The 18,426-nt window shown below is 49.1% G+C and carries 17 protein-coding genes; 13 read left to right on the top strand and 4 right to left on the bottom strand.

All coding sequences use genetic code 11. The annotated features are described in order from the left end of the window. Window positions 1-93: 93 nt before the first annotated feature. Complete coding sequence (locus EJP77_RS07630) at window positions 94-771, top strand: L,D-transpeptidase family protein (protein WP_246021785.1); 678 nt, start codon at window positions 94-96, stop codon at window positions 769-771. Here EJP77_RS07630 and EJP77_RS07625 read toward each other — a convergent pair. Further along, window positions 755-1,714 (bottom strand): TRM11 family SAM-dependent methyltransferase, encoded by a 960-nt coding sequence (locus EJP77_RS07625; protein WP_127198622.1) that lies wholly within the window; start codon window positions 1,712-1,714, stop codon window positions 755-757. The genes EJP77_RS07630 and EJP77_RS07625 overlap by 17 nt on opposite strands. 424 nt (window positions 1,715-2,138) lie before the next feature. Here EJP77_RS07625 and EJP77_RS07620 point away from each other — a divergent pair, with 424 nt between their 5' ends. The 6 genes from EJP77_RS07620 to EJP77_RS07595 all read left to right on the top strand — a co-directional run bounded on the left by EJP77_RS07620 (window position 2,139) and on the right by EJP77_RS07595 (window position 9,293). Further along, window positions 2,139-2,480 carry a hypothetical protein gene (locus EJP77_RS07620; RefSeq protein WP_127198621.1) on the top strand — a complete coding sequence of 114 codons (342 nt, stop codon included), beginning with the start codon at window positions 2,139-2,141 and terminating at the stop codon, window positions 2,478-2,480. A 217-nt stretch (window positions 2,481-2,697) separates the two neighbouring features. After that, entirely contained in the window at window positions 2,698-4,302 is a 1,605-nt protein-coding gene (locus EJP77_RS07615) for a phospholipase D-like domain-containing protein (RefSeq protein WP_127198620.1), read from the top strand. Between the two features lie 92 nt (window positions 4,303-4,394). Continuing rightward, a complete protein-coding gene (gene desA, locus EJP77_RS07610; protein WP_127198619.1) occupies window positions 4,395-5,459 on the top strand; it encodes a Delta(5) desaturase DesA in 1,065 nt (354 codons plus the stop codon). A gap of 121 nt (window positions 5,460-5,580) precedes the next feature. Beyond that, complete coding sequence (locus EJP77_RS07605; RefSeq protein ID WP_127198618.1) at window positions 5,581-6,087, top strand: hypothetical protein; 507 nt, start codon at window positions 5,581-5,583, stop codon at window positions 6,085-6,087. 274 nt (window positions 6,088-6,361) lie between these two features. Next, complete coding sequence (locus tag EJP77_RS07600; protein WP_127198617.1) at window positions 6,362-7,258, top strand: zinc ribbon domain-containing protein; 897 nt, start codon at window positions 6,362-6,364, stop codon at window positions 7,256-7,258. A 169-nt stretch (window positions 7,259-7,427) separates the two neighbouring features. Continuing rightward, entirely contained in the window at window positions 7,428-9,293 is a 1,866-nt protein-coding gene (locus EJP77_RS07595; RefSeq protein WP_127198616.1) for a zinc ribbon domain-containing protein, read from the top strand. 127 nt (window positions 9,294-9,420) lie between these two features. Here the strand turns inward: EJP77_RS07595 and EJP77_RS07590 are convergent, their stop codons facing one another. Next, on the bottom strand, window positions 9,421-10,455 hold the full coding sequence (locus EJP77_RS07590) for a zinc-binding alcohol dehydrogenase family protein (RefSeq protein ID WP_127198615.1): 1,035 nt from the start codon (window positions 10,453-10,455) through the stop codon (window positions 9,421-9,423). A gap of 116 nt (window positions 10,456-10,571) precedes the next feature. Here EJP77_RS07590 and EJP77_RS07585 point away from each other — a divergent pair, with 116 nt between their 5' ends. From EJP77_RS07585 to EJP77_RS07570, 4 genes are all read left to right on the top strand, one after another. Further along, window positions 10,572-10,949: a winged helix-turn-helix transcriptional regulator gene (locus tag EJP77_RS07585; RefSeq protein ID WP_127198614.1), complete on the top strand. Its 378-nt coding sequence runs from the start codon at window positions 10,572-10,574 to the stop codon at window positions 10,947-10,949. A gap of 259 nt (window positions 10,950-11,208) precedes the next feature. Further along, a complete protein-coding gene (gene vanR, locus EJP77_RS07580; protein WP_127198613.1) occupies window positions 11,209-11,910 on the top strand; it encodes a VanR-ABDEGLN family response regulator transcription factor in 702 nt (233 codons plus the stop codon). Window position 11,911: 1 nt separating this feature from the next. Beyond that, window positions 11,912-13,027, top strand: coding sequence for a sensor histidine kinase (locus EJP77_RS07575; protein ID WP_127198902.1), 1,116 nt, complete (start codon window positions 11,912-11,914; stop codon window positions 13,025-13,027). A 119-nt stretch (window positions 13,028-13,146) separates the two neighbouring features. After that, window positions 13,147-14,571: a VanZ family protein gene (locus EJP77_RS07570; protein WP_127198612.1), complete on the top strand. Its 1,425-nt coding sequence runs from the start codon at window positions 13,147-13,149 to the stop codon at window positions 14,569-14,571. Window positions 14,572-14,673: 102 nt separating this feature from the next. Here EJP77_RS07570 and EJP77_RS07565 read toward each other — a convergent pair whose 3' ends face one another. Next, complete coding sequence (locus EJP77_RS07565) at window positions 14,674-15,558, bottom strand: SDR family oxidoreductase (RefSeq protein ID WP_127198901.1); 885 nt, start codon at window positions 15,556-15,558, stop codon at window positions 14,674-14,676. A gap of 184 nt (window positions 15,559-15,742) precedes the next feature. On the opposite strand from EJP77_RS07565, the gene EJP77_RS07560 reads away from it, so the two are divergent. Continuing rightward, window positions 15,743-16,384, top strand: a complete 642-nt coding sequence (locus EJP77_RS07560) for a TetR/AcrR family transcriptional regulator (RefSeq protein WP_127198611.1) — start codon at window positions 15,743-15,745, stop codon at window positions 16,382-16,384. A 69-nt stretch (window positions 16,385-16,453) separates the two neighbouring features. Continuing rightward, window positions 16,454-17,188, top strand: coding sequence for a DUF4241 domain-containing protein (locus tag EJP77_RS07555; RefSeq protein WP_127198610.1), 735 nt, complete (start codon window positions 16,454-16,456; stop codon window positions 17,186-17,188). 111 nt (window positions 17,189-17,299) lie between these two features. On the opposite strand, the gene EJP77_RS07550 is transcribed toward EJP77_RS07555, so the two are convergent. Further along, window positions 17,300-18,346: an LLM class flavin-dependent oxidoreductase gene (locus tag EJP77_RS07550; protein ID WP_127198609.1), complete on the bottom strand. Its 1,047-nt coding sequence runs from the start codon at window positions 18,344-18,346 to the stop codon at window positions 17,300-17,302. Window positions 18,347-18,426: the final 80 nt, after the last annotated feature.

The following is an 18,426-nucleotide window of genomic DNA, read 5'->3' as shown; positions in this document are numbered from 1 at the left end:
TTTGTCTAGAAAAGCCTAGAATTCTGTCGTTAAATAGGGGTAATGAGAGAATGACGACTGTGGTAGAATTGGCACCTTGGGAGGGGAGAATGGGTGAGAGTTTTAAGAATTGTGCTTCTTATGGCTGTAACTATGATGGTGTTGAGCGCTGGTGTATCCGCAGAGGGTGCAGCTGATCAGATACCTCCTGTTCGGCAGGAGACTAGTGGAGGGCAGGTTATTCTGGTCGAGGCGGCAAGTAATTCGTCATTCAAGGGAACCCTGTCTCTGCGCGAGAAAATAAACGGGGAATGGAAAACAACACTCGGTGGAATTCCGGTGGTACTCGGCAAGAACGGGATAGGCAAGTCGCGCGAAAGCGATGGGAAGACGCCTACAGGCACCTTTCCGATCGGTCACGCCTTTGGCACGGCAGCCAAGCCGGCGGGACTGAAGCTGACCTATGCCTTGGCTGGCAGGCAGGATTACTGGATCGATGATCCTGCCTCAGCGCAGTATAACAAATGGGTTCACTATACGGGCAATCCCGCTGCTAGGTGGAAGTCCTACGAGCGTCTGTATATCCCGCAGTACAAATATGCTGTGGTAATCCGTTACAACGACAATCCGATTGTAAAAGGAAAAGGCAGCGCCATCTTCCTGCATATCTGGCGCAGTCAGGATAAGCCAACCGCCGGTTGTGTGGCGATGTCAGAGGCGAACCTCCTCAAGGTCATGGGGAGGCTTGATCCGAAGCAGGCTCCCGTGATTACCATTACCCGCAGACAATAATCTGACGGGTAAATCCCGCCTTCCGGACAACTCCGCGGTCGAGTTCAGTGAGTTCCGACTCTGCAATCATCTCATTCATCGACTCGACACTGATAATAACGACCTTGTCCGCTATTCGCCGGGCGTGCTTCAGAATGGACCTCTGGGTCTCCGAAGTGGCCTTCGAGAAGTGATTGTACGGCATATCGACAATCGCGACATCGTAATGCTCGGTGATGTCCGCAATATCACCGAGAGTTACCGGCGCGTTGTAGCCGAAATGAGCAATGTTCTCCCGCGCACCGCGGGCGATCAGCGGATTGATGTCCCGGCCGATAATATCGATGCCCATGGACAGGGCTTCAATCATGACCGTTCCAATGCCGCAGCAGGGATCGATGGCCCGAACGCCTTCGGGCTTCGGAACGGCAATGTTGGCCGCGGCCCGGGCTACCCGCGTGCTAAGCGCGATGGAGTAGCTGCGCGGCTTTTTCATATGATGAAGCCATACGGCGGTGCTCTTCAGGTAGCGGCCGAAGTACCAGCGACCGCCCATGGCAACCAGGCCGAACCAGTGGTCCGGCTTGTTCACGTCCGCCTCGCCTTCAATATGCATCCCCATCTCTCTTTCGATCGCGCGGCGCTCGTCGTACTCGATTCGATCATCGCCGGTGAGATCGTTCGTCTTCACAAAAATGACTTTGAACGTGTCCCCATGTAGTTCGATCTGTTCCACCTGCTCAAGTATATCCTCAAGCTTGTCCCCCTCGTACATCACATCAATGCGCTCCCGGATGAAAGGACTGCGGCTGGGGTCAATTTCGGTGGTGCTCTTCAGCAGGCTGGTCTCCGGTACGAACCCGAAGAGGGCCCGCATCTCAAGATGACACAGTGAGACTTCTTCCTCAGGATAGGCATAGGTGTATATAAATTCAGGTGTATTCAAATGTAATCTCCTTCGCATCTTCTTAAATGAATGCCTCAAGTATAATACATAGTCTTACGTATATTTCAAATCATCCGGCTGCAAATTGCAAAAAACTACGAATTCTACCCCGCCGGGGTGGTACACTAAAGGGAGCGATTACAGGTGCGGCCTGTAACTATATAAGATGCAGTTTGAAAGATCACATGCAGGAGAGGCGTAAGGGAGGGGAAGGTTGGAACTGTAGGAGCGAAGCGATCGCCTACAAGCTTTCTAAAAGAAAGCTACATCGGAAGCATATGCTTTGTCTCCGGATTTCAACACACAATAGTATTAATCAGAAATCTGGAGGCGGGCAGCGCCGAAAGTCCAAGCATTCCCCGTAGTTACGACCGTACCCAAAATGTGAAACTCCTAACTGCATCTTATATATTATATGACAAAAGAATGGAGCTAAGTTGAAATGGCACAATCGAGCGTGAAAATGGATCCTGTAAAAGCAGCCGGGCTGCTTGAGAAGTGGATCTCCTTCTATGATATGAACAATCCCAAGGCATGGGACAAGGATGAGTACGGGTTTGTAAAAGACACCTGTAAAGCGATGCAATTTGCGGCCCAGGCCTTGCGCGGCAAAGGCGGAGCTGCGAAGCCCGCTCAGCGCCAGGAGGCTGCCGCCCAGCTTAAGGACTGGGTGGAGGAGTATGAAATGGACAATCCTGCCAACTGGGAGAAGGAGAACGCCCAGTTCGTGAAAGAGGTGGTCCAGGCGATCGAGTTCGCGGCGGCTTTTCTGAGAGGGAAGTAGCACACCGGATTTATCCACATCTTCGCGCTGGATGGATACAGCACTTGCTCGATTGGTGAGCAAGAATACGTCTGAAATTCTAAGAGAGACTATACTCCAAAGTCACCAGACTTCAGAGCGTAGTCTCTTTGTGCTTTCTCCTGCGTACATGGTAAGCAAGCGGATGTTCTGTTTAATATACTACCAAGATGACGAATTGTACGGGAGGAGGTGCGTAATGGAGCACACGGAGATTGTATCCATGGAGGAATGGGATAAGGAGCTTCAGAACGGGATGATCAATTTCATGAACTACTATTTGTCCCGCGGCCCGGTTGAGAAGGTTGTAGAAGGAGCAGAGCTGGCCAAAGTATTCGCGGATACCCATATCCCGCTCGAAGAGGCTGTCCGCTACCGGCAGGAACTCGGCGGGTTCTTCACCTCGCCGGAGCAGCTGAAGGAGCTGCCCGGCCTGACGATCGAGCTCCTGGAACAGCTGGCGTACCTGGTACACAAGCTCGATCTAGGGAGGTTGAGCGCCCTGCTTCCAGGAACGACGGAGAACAATCAGGTGGACGCCTATGTGAACGGCCCTGACTGCCTGCAGGTTCTGCTGGAGGAGATTAACCGGGCGGAGCGGTATATTCACCTATCGGTTATGCTTTTCTTTAACGATAATTCCGGCAAAAAGGTAGTTCAAGCGCTGCTGGACGCGCGGGCTAGAGGCGTCATAGTAAGGGTTATGGTGGACTACGGCATTACGGCCGTAGGGTATAACAGCAACCTGAAGTTTGGGGACTTCGGCAGTCTGGCCGAGCAGCTGGAGGCCGCTGGCTGTCAGCTTATCAATACTTTTACAACCAGTTACAACAATGTGGATTGGAAGAGCAAGCGGGAAGAGCTTGCCGCCGCCGGGGTGCCAGAGCACGGCCTGTTCCTTCAGGATTATGTTCAGGAGCAGATTACAACGGGGCTGAATGTGATTAATCACCGGAAGTTCCTTGTGATCGACGGAGTTACCTCCATTGTGGGGAGCATTAATGTGGGGGATCAATATTTGTTCGAGAATCCGGTTACTGCCGATGGCGACCAGGAGATAGATGGCAGAAAGCTCGGTTATCCGAGCAAGGAAGACGAGTGGCACGATGGCTGCTTCCGAATTCGGGGGGCGGCGGCTTATTCACTGAACCAGATTTTTGTATTCCAGTGGACGGTGCTGGGCGGAGAAGTGTTCGATCCGGATGATGACTTCTACTATCCAGATATGGACCGCCGTTTTGGAGAAGAGCAGTGCACCTTGTTCGCCAGCTTCCCCGGCAACCCGGTGAATCTAATTCAGCAGTACTATCTGGACCTGCTCAAATATGCAGGGGATGAGACCATTATTGTGAATCCTTATCTGATTGACAATGCGTTCTGGGAGATGCTGGGGAGCCTCGGTGAGGAGCAGGCCCGGCATATCAGCATCTGCAACCCGCTGAACGTGAACGATCATCCGACCAACAAGGCCGCGGTACAAAGCCATATGTACGGACCCTTTCAGAAGGGGGTATCTTATTATGATTACAGTAAGACCGAACGCTTCTCCCATTGGAAAATCACTTATGACGCCAGGTCCGATTGCGTGTTCCATGGCTCCTATAATATCAACGAACGCAGCGCATGCCATGACTTCGAACTGGGCATTCTGGTTAAAGGCAAGTCCTTCGCGGACAAAGTCCGCAGGATGATTGGCTATGATCTGAGTGTCTCGGAGCAGGTAATGGACAATAAAGTGTTCTTCAAGCACCCCGCCCTGCACCCAAGCACCTATTTCAATAAGGCTACGGAATTTTTTACCTAAAAATATATTGGAACATATCTAATGGTCATACGTAATACGTAGAGACTATATCTATAAAATTCAGCTTACAAGAAAGAGGGATAAATATCAGCATGTTTAACAAGGAACAAGGTGGATGGCGAAAGCAGGTTGCTCCTTACGAAAAGCCTCAACTGCGACGCAGTATCCTGCAGATCATTAACACGTTCGTTCCCTTTTTTGCCCTATGGTATTTGGCATATCTGAGTCTGTCCGTCTCTTATCTAATTACACTGCCTCTTGCTATTGTAGCTGGGGGATTCCTGGTCCGCACATTCATCATTTTTCATGATTGCTGTCATAATTCATTCTTCAAAAGCCGTACGGCCAACGAAATTCTAGGCACGCTAACAGGGATTCTGACCCTCTGTCCTTATCATCAGTGGCGGCACAGCCATTCGGTCCATCATGCCACCAATGGCAATCTTGACCGACGCGGTACCGGTGATATCTGGACTATGACCGAAGAAGAATACAGGTCTTCATCTCGACTTCGCAGATTCTATTACCGGCTGTATCGCAATCCGCTAATTATGTTCACCATTGGCCCGGTATATGTATTTCTTATTGCCTACCGCTTTAACCGCAAGGGTGCGAAGCCGAAGGAACGCATGAACACCTATATCACCAATGCGGGAATTGCTGCGGCTGTTGCTCTGCTGATCTGGGCGATAGGCTGGCAGGCATTTCTCCTGGTACAGCTTCCGATCTTCTTCGTCTCCGGTGTAGCGGGTATCTGGCTGTTCTATGTCCAACATCAATTTGAGGACAGCTACTTTGAGCCGGAAGAAGATTGGGATTATGTTCAGGCAGCGATGCATGGAAGCTCCTTCTATAAGCTGCCAAGGCTGCTGCACTGGATTACCGGCAATATCGGCTTTCACCATATCCATCATCTAAGCTCCAGGGTGCCGAATTATTATTTGGAGAAGGTTCATAATCAGAACCCTCAGCTTCAGAAAGTACAGACGATTACGCTGTTAACCAGCCTGAAGTCGCTCCGCTTCCGGATTTGGAGTGAGCAGAAGAAGAAGTTCATCAGCTTCCGGGATATGAAACGTAAGGCCGTTCATGACAAGATCTCTTCCGTTGTAGAGAAGCATGAACTCAAACGGGCCCGGCAGCAAGATACAGTGTGAGGTGTCCGTTAGTCTCATTTCTTTTGTTAAATTATGGATTATTTAAATAGATATATTATATAATCATTCCGAAGGAGTGATTCTTATTCTATTAGTCCATATGAACAGAGTAACGTTCCATTTGTTAGGTGATGAAGAGCTTGGGCAGGCGTGTTTTGACCCGCTAATTCAGAGGTACAAAGAGGAGCAGACTCTGGGAAATGACTTGACTATCTTGTTCAATCAGCTTACCCGGGGGCAGCAGGCATTATTTGTATTTCAGACGCATTACGTGCATGCGAGCGAATCTTTGACGGAGTTCTATTGGTGGAGTGCGTACTTTTTGGCGACCGGGATGCGCTGGACGGGGTTGAAGTCCAGTCTTGGATACTTCGGCGAAGATGAGCTGCTGGATATTCTGGAGAGCACGGAGAAGGTGCTGGTAGAGACGGGGCATCCACGGAGTCTGGAGCAGTTCGATCTCTCCAGAGATCATCTGCATCAGCATCCAAAGCTGCTGGCCTCCATCGAGGTTCTGGAAGAAAGGTACCAGGAGGTTGTTCCAGGAGTCCGGAAGCGGATTGCTGCGTATATCCGGAGTCATCCGGAAGAGTTCATTCAATTGGAAGAGGATACTCTTACAATCTAATTAGGATCTATAGCGGTCTTTCTCGGGAATTAACCCTGAGTGAGGCCGCTTTTTTGTCAGCAATACTAGAGTGAAGATGCAAGTGTCTCCTTTAACGCGTGAAAGAGATTAGGGTTGATAAATCAAAAAAGATATATCATAATATGAAAGAGTCATAGACATAAAGACCTAAAATCGGAGAAAATACCCGAAATTTATAGGTTATAAGACTTGCTTCGACATAAGGTATAGTTGGACTTAAGTACATAATTTTACAAGACGGGGGAATAGATTCATGCATTGTACAAATTGTAATCACTACAACGAAGGGGGAAAGTTCTGCGAGAACTGCGGAGCCAAGCTTCCGGTAGAAGTCGCAGCGGCGTCAGAGACTGTTGGGCAGTCTCCAGTGCAGCCTGGGGTGCAGCCTTCGGGGCGGTCTGAAGATCAGCCCGGGTATACACAGCAGCAGGAGCCTGCTTATCAGCAGCATGCGGGATATCCCGGCAGCGGACAGCCTTCGGCTCAGCCGAATGTGTATTTGCAGAATGCCAAGAATGTATCGCGGCTGTATTTTAACTATTTCGGAGCTATTCTCAAGAGACCTTTCTCCAGTATCCACAACATTGGCGGAGAACAGCTGGTCAACGGAATTATTACAATGGTCCTGTTCAGCTTGTTGGCTCCGCTTATGCTCTACTTTTATCTTAGCTCCGTAGCTAGAAAGTATTTCTCTGATAGTCCATTTCTGGATAATGTAGCGCATCCGAGTATTTCATTCGTTGAGGTTGTCATCAAGCCGACCCTTTCGCTGGCTATTCTGATTCTGCTGATCGCTACGTTCTGCTATGGTGCAATTAAGCTGGCCAAGGTTCATGCGGGTTACCGTGATGTCATTGCCAGATTCGGCGCTCTGCTGGTTCCTTTCTTGGGCCTGATGGTCATTGCCTTTGTCCTGTCCATTCTGCAGCTCGAGATTTTCGGCATATTCCTGGTTGGAGCATTTCTCGGTCTGTTGTTCATTGCTCCGCCTCTTGTGATCACCAGCTGGGTCAAGAAGGATGCCAGAGGGCTGGATGTTGTCTATGGGGTTCTGTTAACCTACATTGCTACGTTCATCACACTAGATATCATGGGTAAGGCCATTACCAAGATCATGGACGACGTTGTTCCTAGCAGCATGTTCTGGTAAGATGTGAGCTTGGATTCTCCTAGAGGCTGCGCGGCAACGAGCCATGCAGATCTAGTCCGGAATATGAGATTATGTGAGTTCATCCATATCAACACAATAAATAATCAGATCACCTCCGTCACTCCCGTTAAGGGGTTGTGGAGGTGTTTTTGAGCGGAGGAGTACAGAGATGGCTTTTTGCAAAGAATGTGGATCAACGCTTCAAGAGAATGCAGCTTTCTGCAAGGAATGCGGTACCCGGGCCGGGCAGGTGCGGGAGACTGCGACGCCACCCCAGCTCCAGCGCAGTGCTGCGCCGGTAAGTGAATCTATTCCGTCCAAGCCGATGTCAAAGAGAACGAAATGGACCCTGATCTCGGCTGGGGCGCTGATCGTTGTGCTGATTGCCGGCTACAAGACCGGAGAATATTTGCTGTCCAAGGAGCGGCTGGTTAGCCGTTTGGAGTTAGCTCTCCAGGCGAAGGACAGCAAGAAAGTGGCCTCGCTTCTAACCTCTAATGACAAGCAGCTGGTTATCAACGAAGCTTCGGTCAAGAACTTGATGAGTTATTTGGAGAAGCACCCGGACGAGCAGAGCAGTCTGATCCAAGACCTCAAATCCCAAGCGAAGCAGTCTGATGAGGCTTATTCCTCGGGGGCCATCAGCCTGGAGAAGGAAGGCAAGAAGCTGCTCATCTACAACAATTACGAGTTGAATGTAACTCCGGTATATTTGAAGCTCGGCACGAATTATAAACATGTAAGTCTGCTTGTAGACGGGAAGGAAGTTACCAAGTCGGACAAAGAGTATTACGAGAAGACGGTAGGTCCATATGTACCGGGAACTTACAAGCTGGAAGCAAGGCTGAAGACCGACTTCGTAGATCTGGTGAAGTCCGAAGAGGTCGACCTGTTCGGATCAGGAAGTGAATACTCGGAGAATCTGGAGCTGCAAGGCGAGGATGTCACCATCTCCACAGGTCTTGGGGCAGAGACCGGCTTGAAGGGAAACCTGATCATTAATGGCAAGGACGTTGGGCTCGATCCGTTCGCACAGTCTTCATTTGGACCGGTCATGACCGATGGTTCCGTGAAGCTTGCGGTTGAGGGGGATTACCCATGGGGTAAGATGAGAACCGATGAAGTACCGATTAACGGTGGTTATGTCGAGGTCAACCTGGCGGCGAACAGTGATTTTGAGAGTGGTATCATGAAGGTTATTACCAAGCATTCGGGCGAGAAGCTCAAGGCTTATACGTCCGGGGATGTGGCGGCTTTTACCCAGGCTACGCAGAGCTATAAAGAGAATGAGCTCTCCAGAATCCTGTATAACAAAGAGTCCGGCAATTATTATAAAGGTAAATATCTGGGCACCCGCTTCGATATGAGTTCATTCAACCTGTATAACGACAATGGACAATGGCATGCTTCGGTGCTCGTTCAGGGTGAGTACAATGAGGATACGTTCTACGAAGGGGAGGTTCCGGTGCTGGAGGATGCGACCCATGATGAGCGCTTCATCCTTACGTATGACGGGGCCAAGAAAGCCTGGCTGGTGGATTCCGAGGAACAGACCTACAGCTACAGCGATGAGAATGTGAAGGAAATCAAGGAGCAGTCACCAAAGGTATACACCAGCGGATCAGCAGCTTCTTCATCCGTAAATACGACGTCCGCGGCGGGACAAGCCGACGCCTCCGCCATCCAGTCATTCATGAGCGATTATCTGACCACTTCCGTTAGTGCGATTAATGACCGCAGTTTTGAAGAGGTGGCTTATTACATTGACCCTTCAGGTCCTGCCTATAAGGAGTCTTCCAGCTATATCGACCACCTGAACGAGAAGGGGATCACGGAAGAGCTGGTCTCCCAGACCGTGATCGACTTCAAGGCCAGTGCGGACAGCAAGAGCTACGAAGTGACTACTGCCGAGGAATACAATATTTACTACAACGATGGTACGACCAAGAACAAGAAGTTCAAATCGGTGTACAAGCTGGTTGTCATTGACGGTTCGCTGAAGATGAACAAGTTAATCAGTACCAAAGAGCAGTAAGACGGCCTAAACTGAAAATTACAATTTATTTACGAATCCATACAAAAAGAAACCGTCCCTAGATGGAGTGCAGCAGCACCCGCCATCTGTGAAAGGGATGGTTTCTTTGTATATTCCGACAGGCCAATCACCAGTGCTCCAGCACGACTTTCCCAATCATACTTCCAGACTCCACAAGCTGGTGGGCTGTGCGCAGGTTGGCTGCATGGATCGGCTCGAGGCGGCGGGCCAAGGTCGTCTTGAGGCTGCCGTGATCGATAAGGTCTGCGACATCATTTAGAAGCTGGTGCTGCTGAATCATATCCGGAGTTTCATATTTCGCTCTGGTGAACATGAACTCCCACACGAAGGCGGCACTTTTATCCTTGAGAAGGTTCAGATCCAGGGGTTCATGAGTCTCGACAATAGAGCAGATAATCCCTTGGGGGGCTATCGCCTGGGCCATGTGCGCCCAATGCTGATTCGTATGGTTCAAGCAGAAAATATAATCGACTTCCTGTAGTCCCAGCTGCTGAAGCTGCTCTAGGAATGGCTCGTAGTGACTGATGACATGATGAGCTCCATGCTCGCGTACCCACTGAACGGATTCAGGCCGGGAAGCGGTGCCGATCACGGTTAATCCTGCGAGGCTCGCCAGCTGGGTTGCGATTGAGCCGACGCCTCCGGCAGCTCCAACTATCAATATAGATTTCCCGTAATTATCTTCTCTAATTGTTGAAATCCCGAGCCTGTCGTAAAGCCCCTCCCATGCCGTAATCGAAGTCAGCGGCAGGGCGGCCGCTTCGGCAAAGCTCAGAGAACTCGGCTTCCTGCCGACAATTCGTTCGTCTACAAGCTGAAATTCACTATTGCTCCCGGGGCGCGTAATACTCCCCGCATAGTAGACTTCGTCGCCAGCCTTGAACAGCTGGCAGTCCGGGCCGGCCGATACGACGACTCCGGCCGCATCCCAGCCCAGCACTCGCGGCTGTTCCTCGGTCTTGTCCTTGGGGGCGCGGACCTTGGTGTCCACCGGATTAACGGAAATGGCGTGCACCTGCACAAGCAGGTCCCTCCCTGCGGGCACGGGCTTCTCCAGCTGAAGGTCCAGCAGACTATCCGGGTGATCAATAGGCAGGTACTGGTATAGTCCAATTGCTTTCATTTGACTCATAGGGCTCATTCCTTTCCTTATGTATTGATTTTGGTACAATTATATGGGATAACAAGCATATATGAAAGTACGCACATTCATGTTATGTAGTATCAATTTGTGTACCATGAGAGGGGATGACTGGAATGAGAGCCCGCAAGACCGGATATGGGGAGACCTGTCCTAATAAGGAAGGATGTCCCGTTGAATATACACTCGATGTCATAGGCGGCAAATGGAAGGGTGTGCTGCTGTATCACATGATTGACGGGACTAAGCGCTTCAATGAATTTCGCAAAATCTGCCCCGACATCACGCAGCGTATGCTGACCCTGCAGCTTAGAGAGCTCGAACATGATGGCATTGTGCACCGCGAGGTGTACCATCAGGTTCCTCCCAAGGTGGAATATTCACTCACTGACTTTGGACGCACCTTGGAGCCTATTATTGTCAGTATGAAGCAGTGGGGCGAGACTTATATGACGAAGACGTTAGGCGAAGAAGAGCCGCGAGCTCGTGTGTAGGAGGCAGCTAGTGTAATGAGAAAACACATGTGGCTACTATTTTTATGCATACAAGGCACCCAAAGCGGGTGCCTTTCGATTTCGCTCAGGGCTTTCAACCTTTGCCAATGTGGTAAACTTTCACATAGGGCACCTCTTTCTCATCAGGATTTGTGGTGGAGTCGGCTGTACCCGAAAGGGCAATGCAAACCAATTCAAAGCTAACTTAATTTGCTAGTCAACAGGCGTAACAGAATGCAATTGGAAAGGAACATTATTTATGCCGAATAAAATACTCGTTGTTGATGACGAGCGTGAAATAGCCGACTTGATTGAGGTCTATCTTCATAATGAAAATTTTACGGTCGTAAAGTGTTATACAGGAGAAGATGCCTTAGAGTGTATTAATGCCTCCGACTTCGATCTTGCCATATTGGACATTATGCTGCCGAATATGAATGGCTTTACCTTATGCCAGCGCATAAGAGATCGTCATACTTATCCCGTTATTATGCTTACCGCCAAAGATGAGGAAACGGATAAAATTACGGGTCTTACCCTTGGGGCTGATGATTATATCACAAAACCCTTTCGTCCCTTGGAGATGGTGGCAAGAGTGAAGGCGCAGTTGCGCCGATACACAAAATACAATCCCGCTCAATCAGAGGATGTGGCGAATGAAGTCATTACCCATTCGGGCTTGATCATGAACGTGAAAACGCACGAGTGTTTATTGAACGACAAAAGCCTTGTGCTGACCCCTACCGAGTTTGCTATCCTTCGAATTCTATTAGAGAACAAGGGAAACGTTGTGAGTGCGGAGGAATTGTTCCACCGGATTTGGCAGGATGAGTATTATAGCAAACGCAATAACACGATTACCGTTCATATCCGCCATTTGCGCGAAAAGCTGAATGATACGGTCGAAAACCCCAAATACATAAAAACAATATGGGGGGTAGGGTATAAAATTGAAAAATAGAATGGATCATCGATCTGACTATTCGCGTCTGCAAGTGAAACTCTTTTTTAGGCTTATGTGCGTTATAGCCTACGTGCTTTTGGCCATCGCGTTCACCAGCACTCTATATTGGGAGGAGAAAGGCGGCAGAGCGATTACGGGACTGCTGGCGTCTTTTTTGCAAATAAATTACCTTACGGCTATAAACCTGTACCGCCCCTTTTTCTTCGTATGGATATTGGTAGTCAGCGCCCTTCTTTGGCTAATCATTCGTGGGTTTCTGCGTTATTGCGTAAAGCCGCTTACCGACATCGATCACCGACTGGACATGCTGCTGCTTGAAGATCCCGAGGAAATCAATCTGCCGGAGGAACTGACATCCATCGGGCAAAAGCTGAATGCCATGAAGCAAACCATGGACAAACGCCTATGGGATGCCCAGTCGGCGGAACAGCGCAAAAATGACCTTGTCATGTATCTTGCCCATGACATCAGAACCCCGCTCACTTCTGTAATCGGCTATTTGAGTTTGCTTCAGGAAGCTAAAGACATGCCGGCAGAACAACGAGAAAAATATACGGATATTACGCTGGACAAGGCGTACAGGCTTGAAAAGTTGATCAATGAGTTCTTTGAGACTACGCGATACTATTTGCGGCAAATCCGGCTGGACAAAGGGGACATCGATCTCCATTATATGCTGACACAGCTGACGGACGAGCTGCTGCCTGTCCTGTCGCAACGAGGAAACACAGCCATGCTGCGCGCAGACGAGAATCTTACCGTGTATGGCGACCCTGAGAAACTCGCGAGAGCATTCAATAATCTATTGAAGAATGCCGCTGCCTATAGTTATCCGAAAACAGAGATAGAGATTATAGCGGAGAGCCATACCGATGGAGTGAAGATTGTATTTCAAAACAAAGGAAAATCCATTCCAGCCGATAAGCTGTCAACGATATTTAATAAATTTTATAGGCTGGATGAGGCGAGAATGAGTAATACCGGCGGAGCTGGGCTCGGGTTGGCGATTGTCCAAGAGATCGTTACGCTGCATGGCGGTACGATTACCGTTCAAAGTGGGAATGATACTACGGCCTTCACTATCGTACTTCCTTCTCGGGAAGCCGAATCTTAGGATTTTCTTAGGATTTTATCCATGTAATCTTAAAATATAGACTCCCTGCTTTCGTTAGAATAAAAGAAACGAAAGCAGGGAGTTTGTTGTCTGCTTTCTCTTTAGGAGGTCATCGTAAGATGGATATTATTGCGGTTATTCATGCTCTGCTTCGATGGGGCGTGTTGGCTTTAGTCGGCGGAGCTTCGATTGCACTTGTTATTTGGATTGTTTATATGATTTACAAAAAGGGGTTTCACGGAGAAAAAAATATGACAAAAAAACAGGGGGTCACCGCTTTTCTACTTTCGTGCTGGCTGCTGCTGGTATTGGGGCTTACTATAGCAAGCCGTGGAGCTAACTATACCGGCAATATCAACATTGACTATTTTAGTGGATACATCAACACCTGGAATAAGTGGTCAATCAGCGAGCTGCAGCTTATCCTCTTTAATATGTTGATGTTCGTTCCGCTCGGTTTTTTACTTCCCCTCTTGTGGGACAAAGCAGAACGATTCAAGGTTACATTCCTGGCCTCCGTGGGGACAACCGCTCTTATCGAATTTGGTCAACTCCTGACGGGAAAAGGTATATTTGAAGTCGACGATCTGTTTCACAACTGTATAGGAAGCCTATTCGGTTACTTCTGTATGATGGCCATCCTTTCTATTATCCGGGAAAAACGCATCCGCTTCACTCCTATTGCCAAGGTGCTAATACTTCCTTGCTTGATCGGGATGATTATTGGAGGGGCATTCTGGGTTTATGAAAGTCAACCCTATGGCAATCTAGCATTTTTGCCTGCCGCAAAACAAGATATGAGCAAAGTCAATCTGACAATAGATTTGACCCTGCCGGCAACCCCCGCTACTGCTTCCGTATATCGAAATGTTCATGTCAAAGATAACTCGTATACTAAGAACGTTGCAGCCGCTGTTGCAGATGTGGAGGGTATAACTTTTTCCAGCACTACTCGGCGTGAGGGCGATAACAAGGTGTATCCGGGCAAGTCAGCTCAGGGCAATGCGGTTCAGCTTACTTTCTTTGTCCGAACGGGAACTTGGAGTCTTACGACATGGGAGGACGCAGCTTCGCTTACGAAGGATGACGTCAATTCTAATCGAGAACGGTATGAGGACTGGTTCAAGAAGAATGGGATGCTTCCCGATTCTGCCGTCTTCTCCGTACAGAATAACGACACTTTAAGATGGGATGCCGCTGTGAAAAAAGATTTAACTACGAATACAGGTCCATTTGCTTCCGGTTCCGTTCTCATGCAGTTTGGTGCAAAAGGTAACACAGTTTCCCTCTTGTACGATATTTATTGGAATGAATATGTAGCAACGGAAAGCATTATTTCCCCGAAGGAAGCCTTCTCAGAGGTAGAAGCGGGTAAGTTTGAGCAATACGTGCCGTTCCGGACAAATGATAAATTATATGTAGAGAATTATGAACTGGATTATACCTATGACACAAAAGGTTTTTATCAACCGATCTACCGCTTCTCAGGATATATCAACGAACGCGAAAACACATGGGAATGTGAAATCCCGGCATTAAAATAATTATTTTTATCGATTCAAGATAAAGAAGCTCGCTGTCACCGCAGCGAGCTTCTTTATTTGTCAATATAAGTCCAAGAACCGCAAATCGATTGCGGATTTATTTCAGCTGATGAAGTAGTGGCCCTGTTCTAGGTCAGGGATCAGAGCAGGGTACGCTGGCTGCCATCCTAAGCGTTCTTTTGTCAGTGTGCTTGACGTTGGATTATCAGTAGAAGCGGCGAAGGAGAGCCACCCGAAGTGAGCGTCTGCCTCTTCACGGGTTATGCTGAGCATCGGCAGGTTCAGGTGACGACCGATGACGCCGGCAATATCCCGGAAGGGAACTCCTTCGTCAGCGACCCCGTGATATATGGCTCCCGCATCGCCCTTTTCCAGCACCAGTCTGAAGAGACGTGCTGCATCCAACCGATGCACTGCCGGCCAACGGTTAAGACCATCTTCCACATAGGCCGAAACCCCTTTTTTGCGTGCGATTTCGATAAGGGTCGGAACGAAGCCCATCTCGCCTTCACCATGCACGGATGGTGCGAGACGGACGATCGATGATCGCACCCCCTGCACGGCCAGCCCAAGCGCCGCCTCCTCGGAACGTCGCGGCGTAGATTGCATCGACGCCTGTTCTTCCGTCCCAAGGATTCCCGGCAAGAGCATCAACGTGCCCGAGGTGGCCACGAGTGGTTTCCCGGTGCCCTTGAGGGCTGCTCCCATTGCCTCGATCGCCAGACTGTCGGCTGCTGCGGCTGCCTCAAAATTGGTGAAGTCGTGTTTGAAGGCCAAGTGAATGACACCGTCCGCCGAACCAGCGGCTTCTCGCAGGCTGTTAAGGTCATCGAGGTCGCCGTGGTGTACTTCGGCGCCGACTGCCGTCAACGCTGCGGCGGACTTATCGGAGCGGGCGAGTCCAACAACCTGATGCCCAGCATCGAGAAGTTCGCGTACGACGGCAGAACCGATAAACCCTGTTGCACCAGTTACAAATACACGCATAGTATTCATCCTTTCACCTCAATGGAATAATTAGGTACAGGAGAAATTATACAGCAGGGAATCAGTAAAGTAAACTAAATTAACTAAAATAGTTAAGTTATTAAAATTAGTAAATAAAATTTGTTATAACATCGATATTGTTATACTATTGTGGAGTAAGCATCAAAGGGGGCTTAAGTTAGTCGTGAGAAAACCGATGAGCGCAAATCACTATATGAATAAAATTAAGCCTATTGTTCGAAAAACCAGGTTTAGCCAAATGAGAATAGACGATATCGCAAAATATATGGATATTAGTAAAGTGACGCTATATAAGCATTTTTCATCCAAAGATGATATCATCGAACAGGTTGTCGAATATGAAATTCAGTACTTGCAGCAGGCTGATCTCGTTGTAAATGATGATTCCCTCTCTTTTGTGGATCGTTTCCAAAAAACATTTCTGCAATCGTTGCTGTGCGTTGCTTATATAACTGACCTGTTCCTGCAAGATCTTAAGGAATTCTATCCGACGCTATTTGAAAAGCTTGTTATTGCCCAACAAAATCGGAATAAGAGTTTACAGTTATTTTTTGAAACCGGGATGGACCAGAAGATTTTTAACAGAATGAATGCCATGTTGTCCTTGGTTCAAGATGACGCCACCCTGCGGCGCATCATGGAACCGACTTTTAGTATTCAGTGGTATGATCTCACTTTGAAACAAGCAATTATCGAATATTATAAGATGAAACAGTATCAAATGATTAGGCCGGAACATCTGGATACGATGGATGACTCCAATTTTGAAAGTCAGGTAGTGGAAATTTTACAAACAATCTCGTGACTGCAAACCTGTGACTACCATACTCTCTCGCGCTAAGTATACAAATCTACTTCCAGGAGATGAATACCTATGGCACCAACAAATGAATGGCTGTCCCAGTGGGAGCAGCAGCGTGACAGATTGAAATGCTCTGTAGATTTGAATGACTATTTTAATTTGTCTGAAATTGCAGGCAAGCAGCTGGCAGTTTTAGATATCGGTCCCACTTCCATTCCTACCGGCCAAATTCTTGTCCGAGATCCGCTATGTTATTTGGGAGATATTGAAGAGCAGCCTTATTTCCAAACGGCGCCTGTTGGAACCTATTCAACTGAAGTCTGTGTGGTGAGACCGGACGAGGATGGTGACTGTGCCCGCTATGCCGCGGTTCGTCTGCGATTCTCCGATGTTCCTGCCATCAGGTTCGAGGAAGCTCTGATTGGACATGAGGATATATTGGGGATGGCGGACGAGGAGTTTTTTGGCTTCAATGTAGATGCCGGGCTCGCATGTATTTGCGATAAGCAGGCGCATCAAGCTTTTTGCGACTTTGCTAGTCGGTGGCATCAAGAACATCCTAATGGTAATCTATATGACGATTATTTTGCCGCCCTGTTTGCAAAGAGTTTCCACGAGAATCCGCAGTATCAACGCAATGGAGGCGACTGGCTGAACTGGACGATTCCTGATACCGATTACCATATCCCCATGTTACAATCCGGTTTTGGCGATGGCGCTTATCCAGTTTATTGGGGATACGATCAAGACGGTGAAATTTGCCAAATGGTCGTACAGTTTATTCATATTCAATTGGCATATACGTAATCCGTTTATAGGGCTGCCTATCTTAGGTTTCATAAGCTGCGTTAAAACAAGAAATTCAGTCTAAAGGGGCGTCCCGGGTTCAAAGAACCCTTTGGGACACCCCTTTATTCATTAACCCTTCTTCAAATCCATGGCTTCGGCAACCAGCTTGTATGATCTGAGTCTTGCTTCATGATCATACACCTGGGCTGCGGCAATCAGTTCATTCGCTCCCGTCTCTTGAATAATCTTCTCCAGCCGGGTACGAACGGTCTCTTTCGTCCCCACAACGGTATAGCGGAGCATATCCTGGATAATCGACTTCTCACGGGAGTCCCACAGCTGCTCCATATCCTCTACCGGCGGGTTCAGCGGGCCTGTGCGGCCGCGAATCAGATTGAGAAATTGCTGTTGCTGCGAGGTAGCCAGGAAATGAGCCTCTCTCTCCGTATCTGCAGCTACCGCATTGAGGCCTACCATAACGTAGGGCTCGCTTAGGTGCTCGGAGGGCTGGAAGTTCGAGCGGTAAAGATCCAGTGCGGGCAGCAGATAATCCGGGGCGAAGTGGCTGGCAAAAGCGAACGGAAGACCAAGCTGCCCCGCAAGCTGTGCACTGAATCCGCTGGAGCCAAGGAGCCAGATCGGGATATTCATTCCCTCGCCGGGCACGGCCCGTACGAGAGAGGTGCCTGATCCCATGGCCGGATTAAAGTAAGCGCGAAGCTCGGCCAGACGCTCCGGGAAGTCCTGGCCATCGCTTGCCGCGCCGCGACGAAGGGCGCGGGCAGCCGGCTGGTCGGACCCCGGCGCTCTTCCGAGGCCGAGATCGATCCGGCCGGGATACAGCGACTCGAGTGTGCCGAATTGCTCGGCGATCACGAGCGGTGCGTGGTTCGGCAGCATAATGCCGCCTGATCCGACACGAATCGTCTTCGTGCCGGCGGCAACGTGGCTGATGACCAGCGATGTGGCGGAGCTGGCAATGCCCGGCATATTGTGATGTTCAGCTAGCCAGTAGCGGTGGTAGCCCCACTGCTCTGCGTGCTGAGCAAGATCTAATGAATTGCGAAAAGAATCTGCAGGTGTTCCCCCAGCGATAATGGGAGCCAGATCCAGTATCGATAAGCGGACGCCATTGTGGAATGTAGATGGCTGATGATCCGGTTGTTCTGTATGCATGTAAGTCCCTCCTCAGCTGTAAAACCACCTGAGCCCTGGGGCCTAGCCGCGGGCTCTATCTTTTATTATACAAAACTTGA

Source organism: Paenibacillus zeisoli (assembly GCF_003994465.1).
Taxonomy (GTDB): Bacteria; Bacillota; Bacilli; order Paenibacillales; family Paenibacillaceae; genus Fontibacillus; species Fontibacillus zeisoli.
This window is presented reverse-complemented; position numbering and strand designations above follow the sequence as displayed.

What these genes read in the sequence shown, in the direction of transcription:
- EJP77_RS07625 (WP_127198622.1), bottom strand. Translation starts at nt 1,714, where the DNA reads ATGCGAAGGAGATTACATTTGAATACACCTGAATTTATATACACCTAT.
- EJP77_RS07620 (WP_127198621.1), top strand. Translation starts at nt 2,139, where the DNA reads ATGGCACAATCGAGCGTGAAAATGGATCCTGTAAAAGCAGCCGGGCTG.
- EJP77_RS07615 (WP_127198620.1), top strand. Translation starts at nt 2,698, where the DNA reads ATGGAGCACACGGAGATTGTATCCATGGAGGAATGGGATAAGGAGCTT.
- desA (WP_127198619.1), top strand. Translation starts at nt 4,395, where the DNA reads ATGTTTAACAAGGAACAAGGTGGATGGCGAAAGCAGGTTGCTCCTTAC.
- EJP77_RS07600 (WP_127198617.1), top strand. Translation starts at nt 6,362, where the DNA reads ATGCATTGTACAAATTGTAATCACTACAACGAAGGGGGAAAGTTCTGC.
- EJP77_RS07595 (WP_127198616.1), top strand. Translation starts at nt 7,428, where the DNA reads ATGGCTTTTTGCAAAGAATGTGGATCAACGCTTCAAGAGAATGCAGCT.
- EJP77_RS07590 (WP_127198615.1), bottom strand. Translation starts at nt 10,455, where the DNA reads ATGAGCCCTATGAGTCAAATGAAAGCAATTGGACTATACCAGTACCTG.
- EJP77_RS07585 (WP_127198614.1), top strand. Translation starts at nt 10,572, where the DNA reads ATGAGAGCCCGCAAGACCGGATATGGGGAGACCTGTCCTAATAAGGAA.
- vanR (WP_127198613.1), top strand. Translation starts at nt 11,209, where the DNA reads ATGCCGAATAAAATACTCGTTGTTGATGACGAGCGTGAAATAGCCGAC.
- EJP77_RS07575 (WP_127198902.1), top strand. Translation starts at nt 11,912, where the DNA reads ATGGATCATCGATCTGACTATTCGCGTCTGCAAGTGAAACTCTTTTTT.
- EJP77_RS07570 (WP_127198612.1), top strand. Translation starts at nt 13,147, where the DNA reads ATGGATATTATTGCGGTTATTCATGCTCTGCTTCGATGGGGCGTGTTG.
- EJP77_RS07565 (WP_127198901.1), bottom strand. Translation starts at nt 15,558, where the DNA reads ATGCGTGTATTTGTAACTGGTGCAACAGGGTTTATCGGTTCTGCCGTC.
- EJP77_RS07555 (WP_127198610.1), top strand. Translation starts at nt 16,454, where the DNA reads ATGGCACCAACAAATGAATGGCTGTCCCAGTGGGAGCAGCAGCGTGAC.
- EJP77_RS07550 (WP_127198609.1), bottom strand. Translation starts at nt 18,346, where the DNA reads ATGCATACAGAACAACCGGATCATCAGCCATCTACATTCCACAATGGC.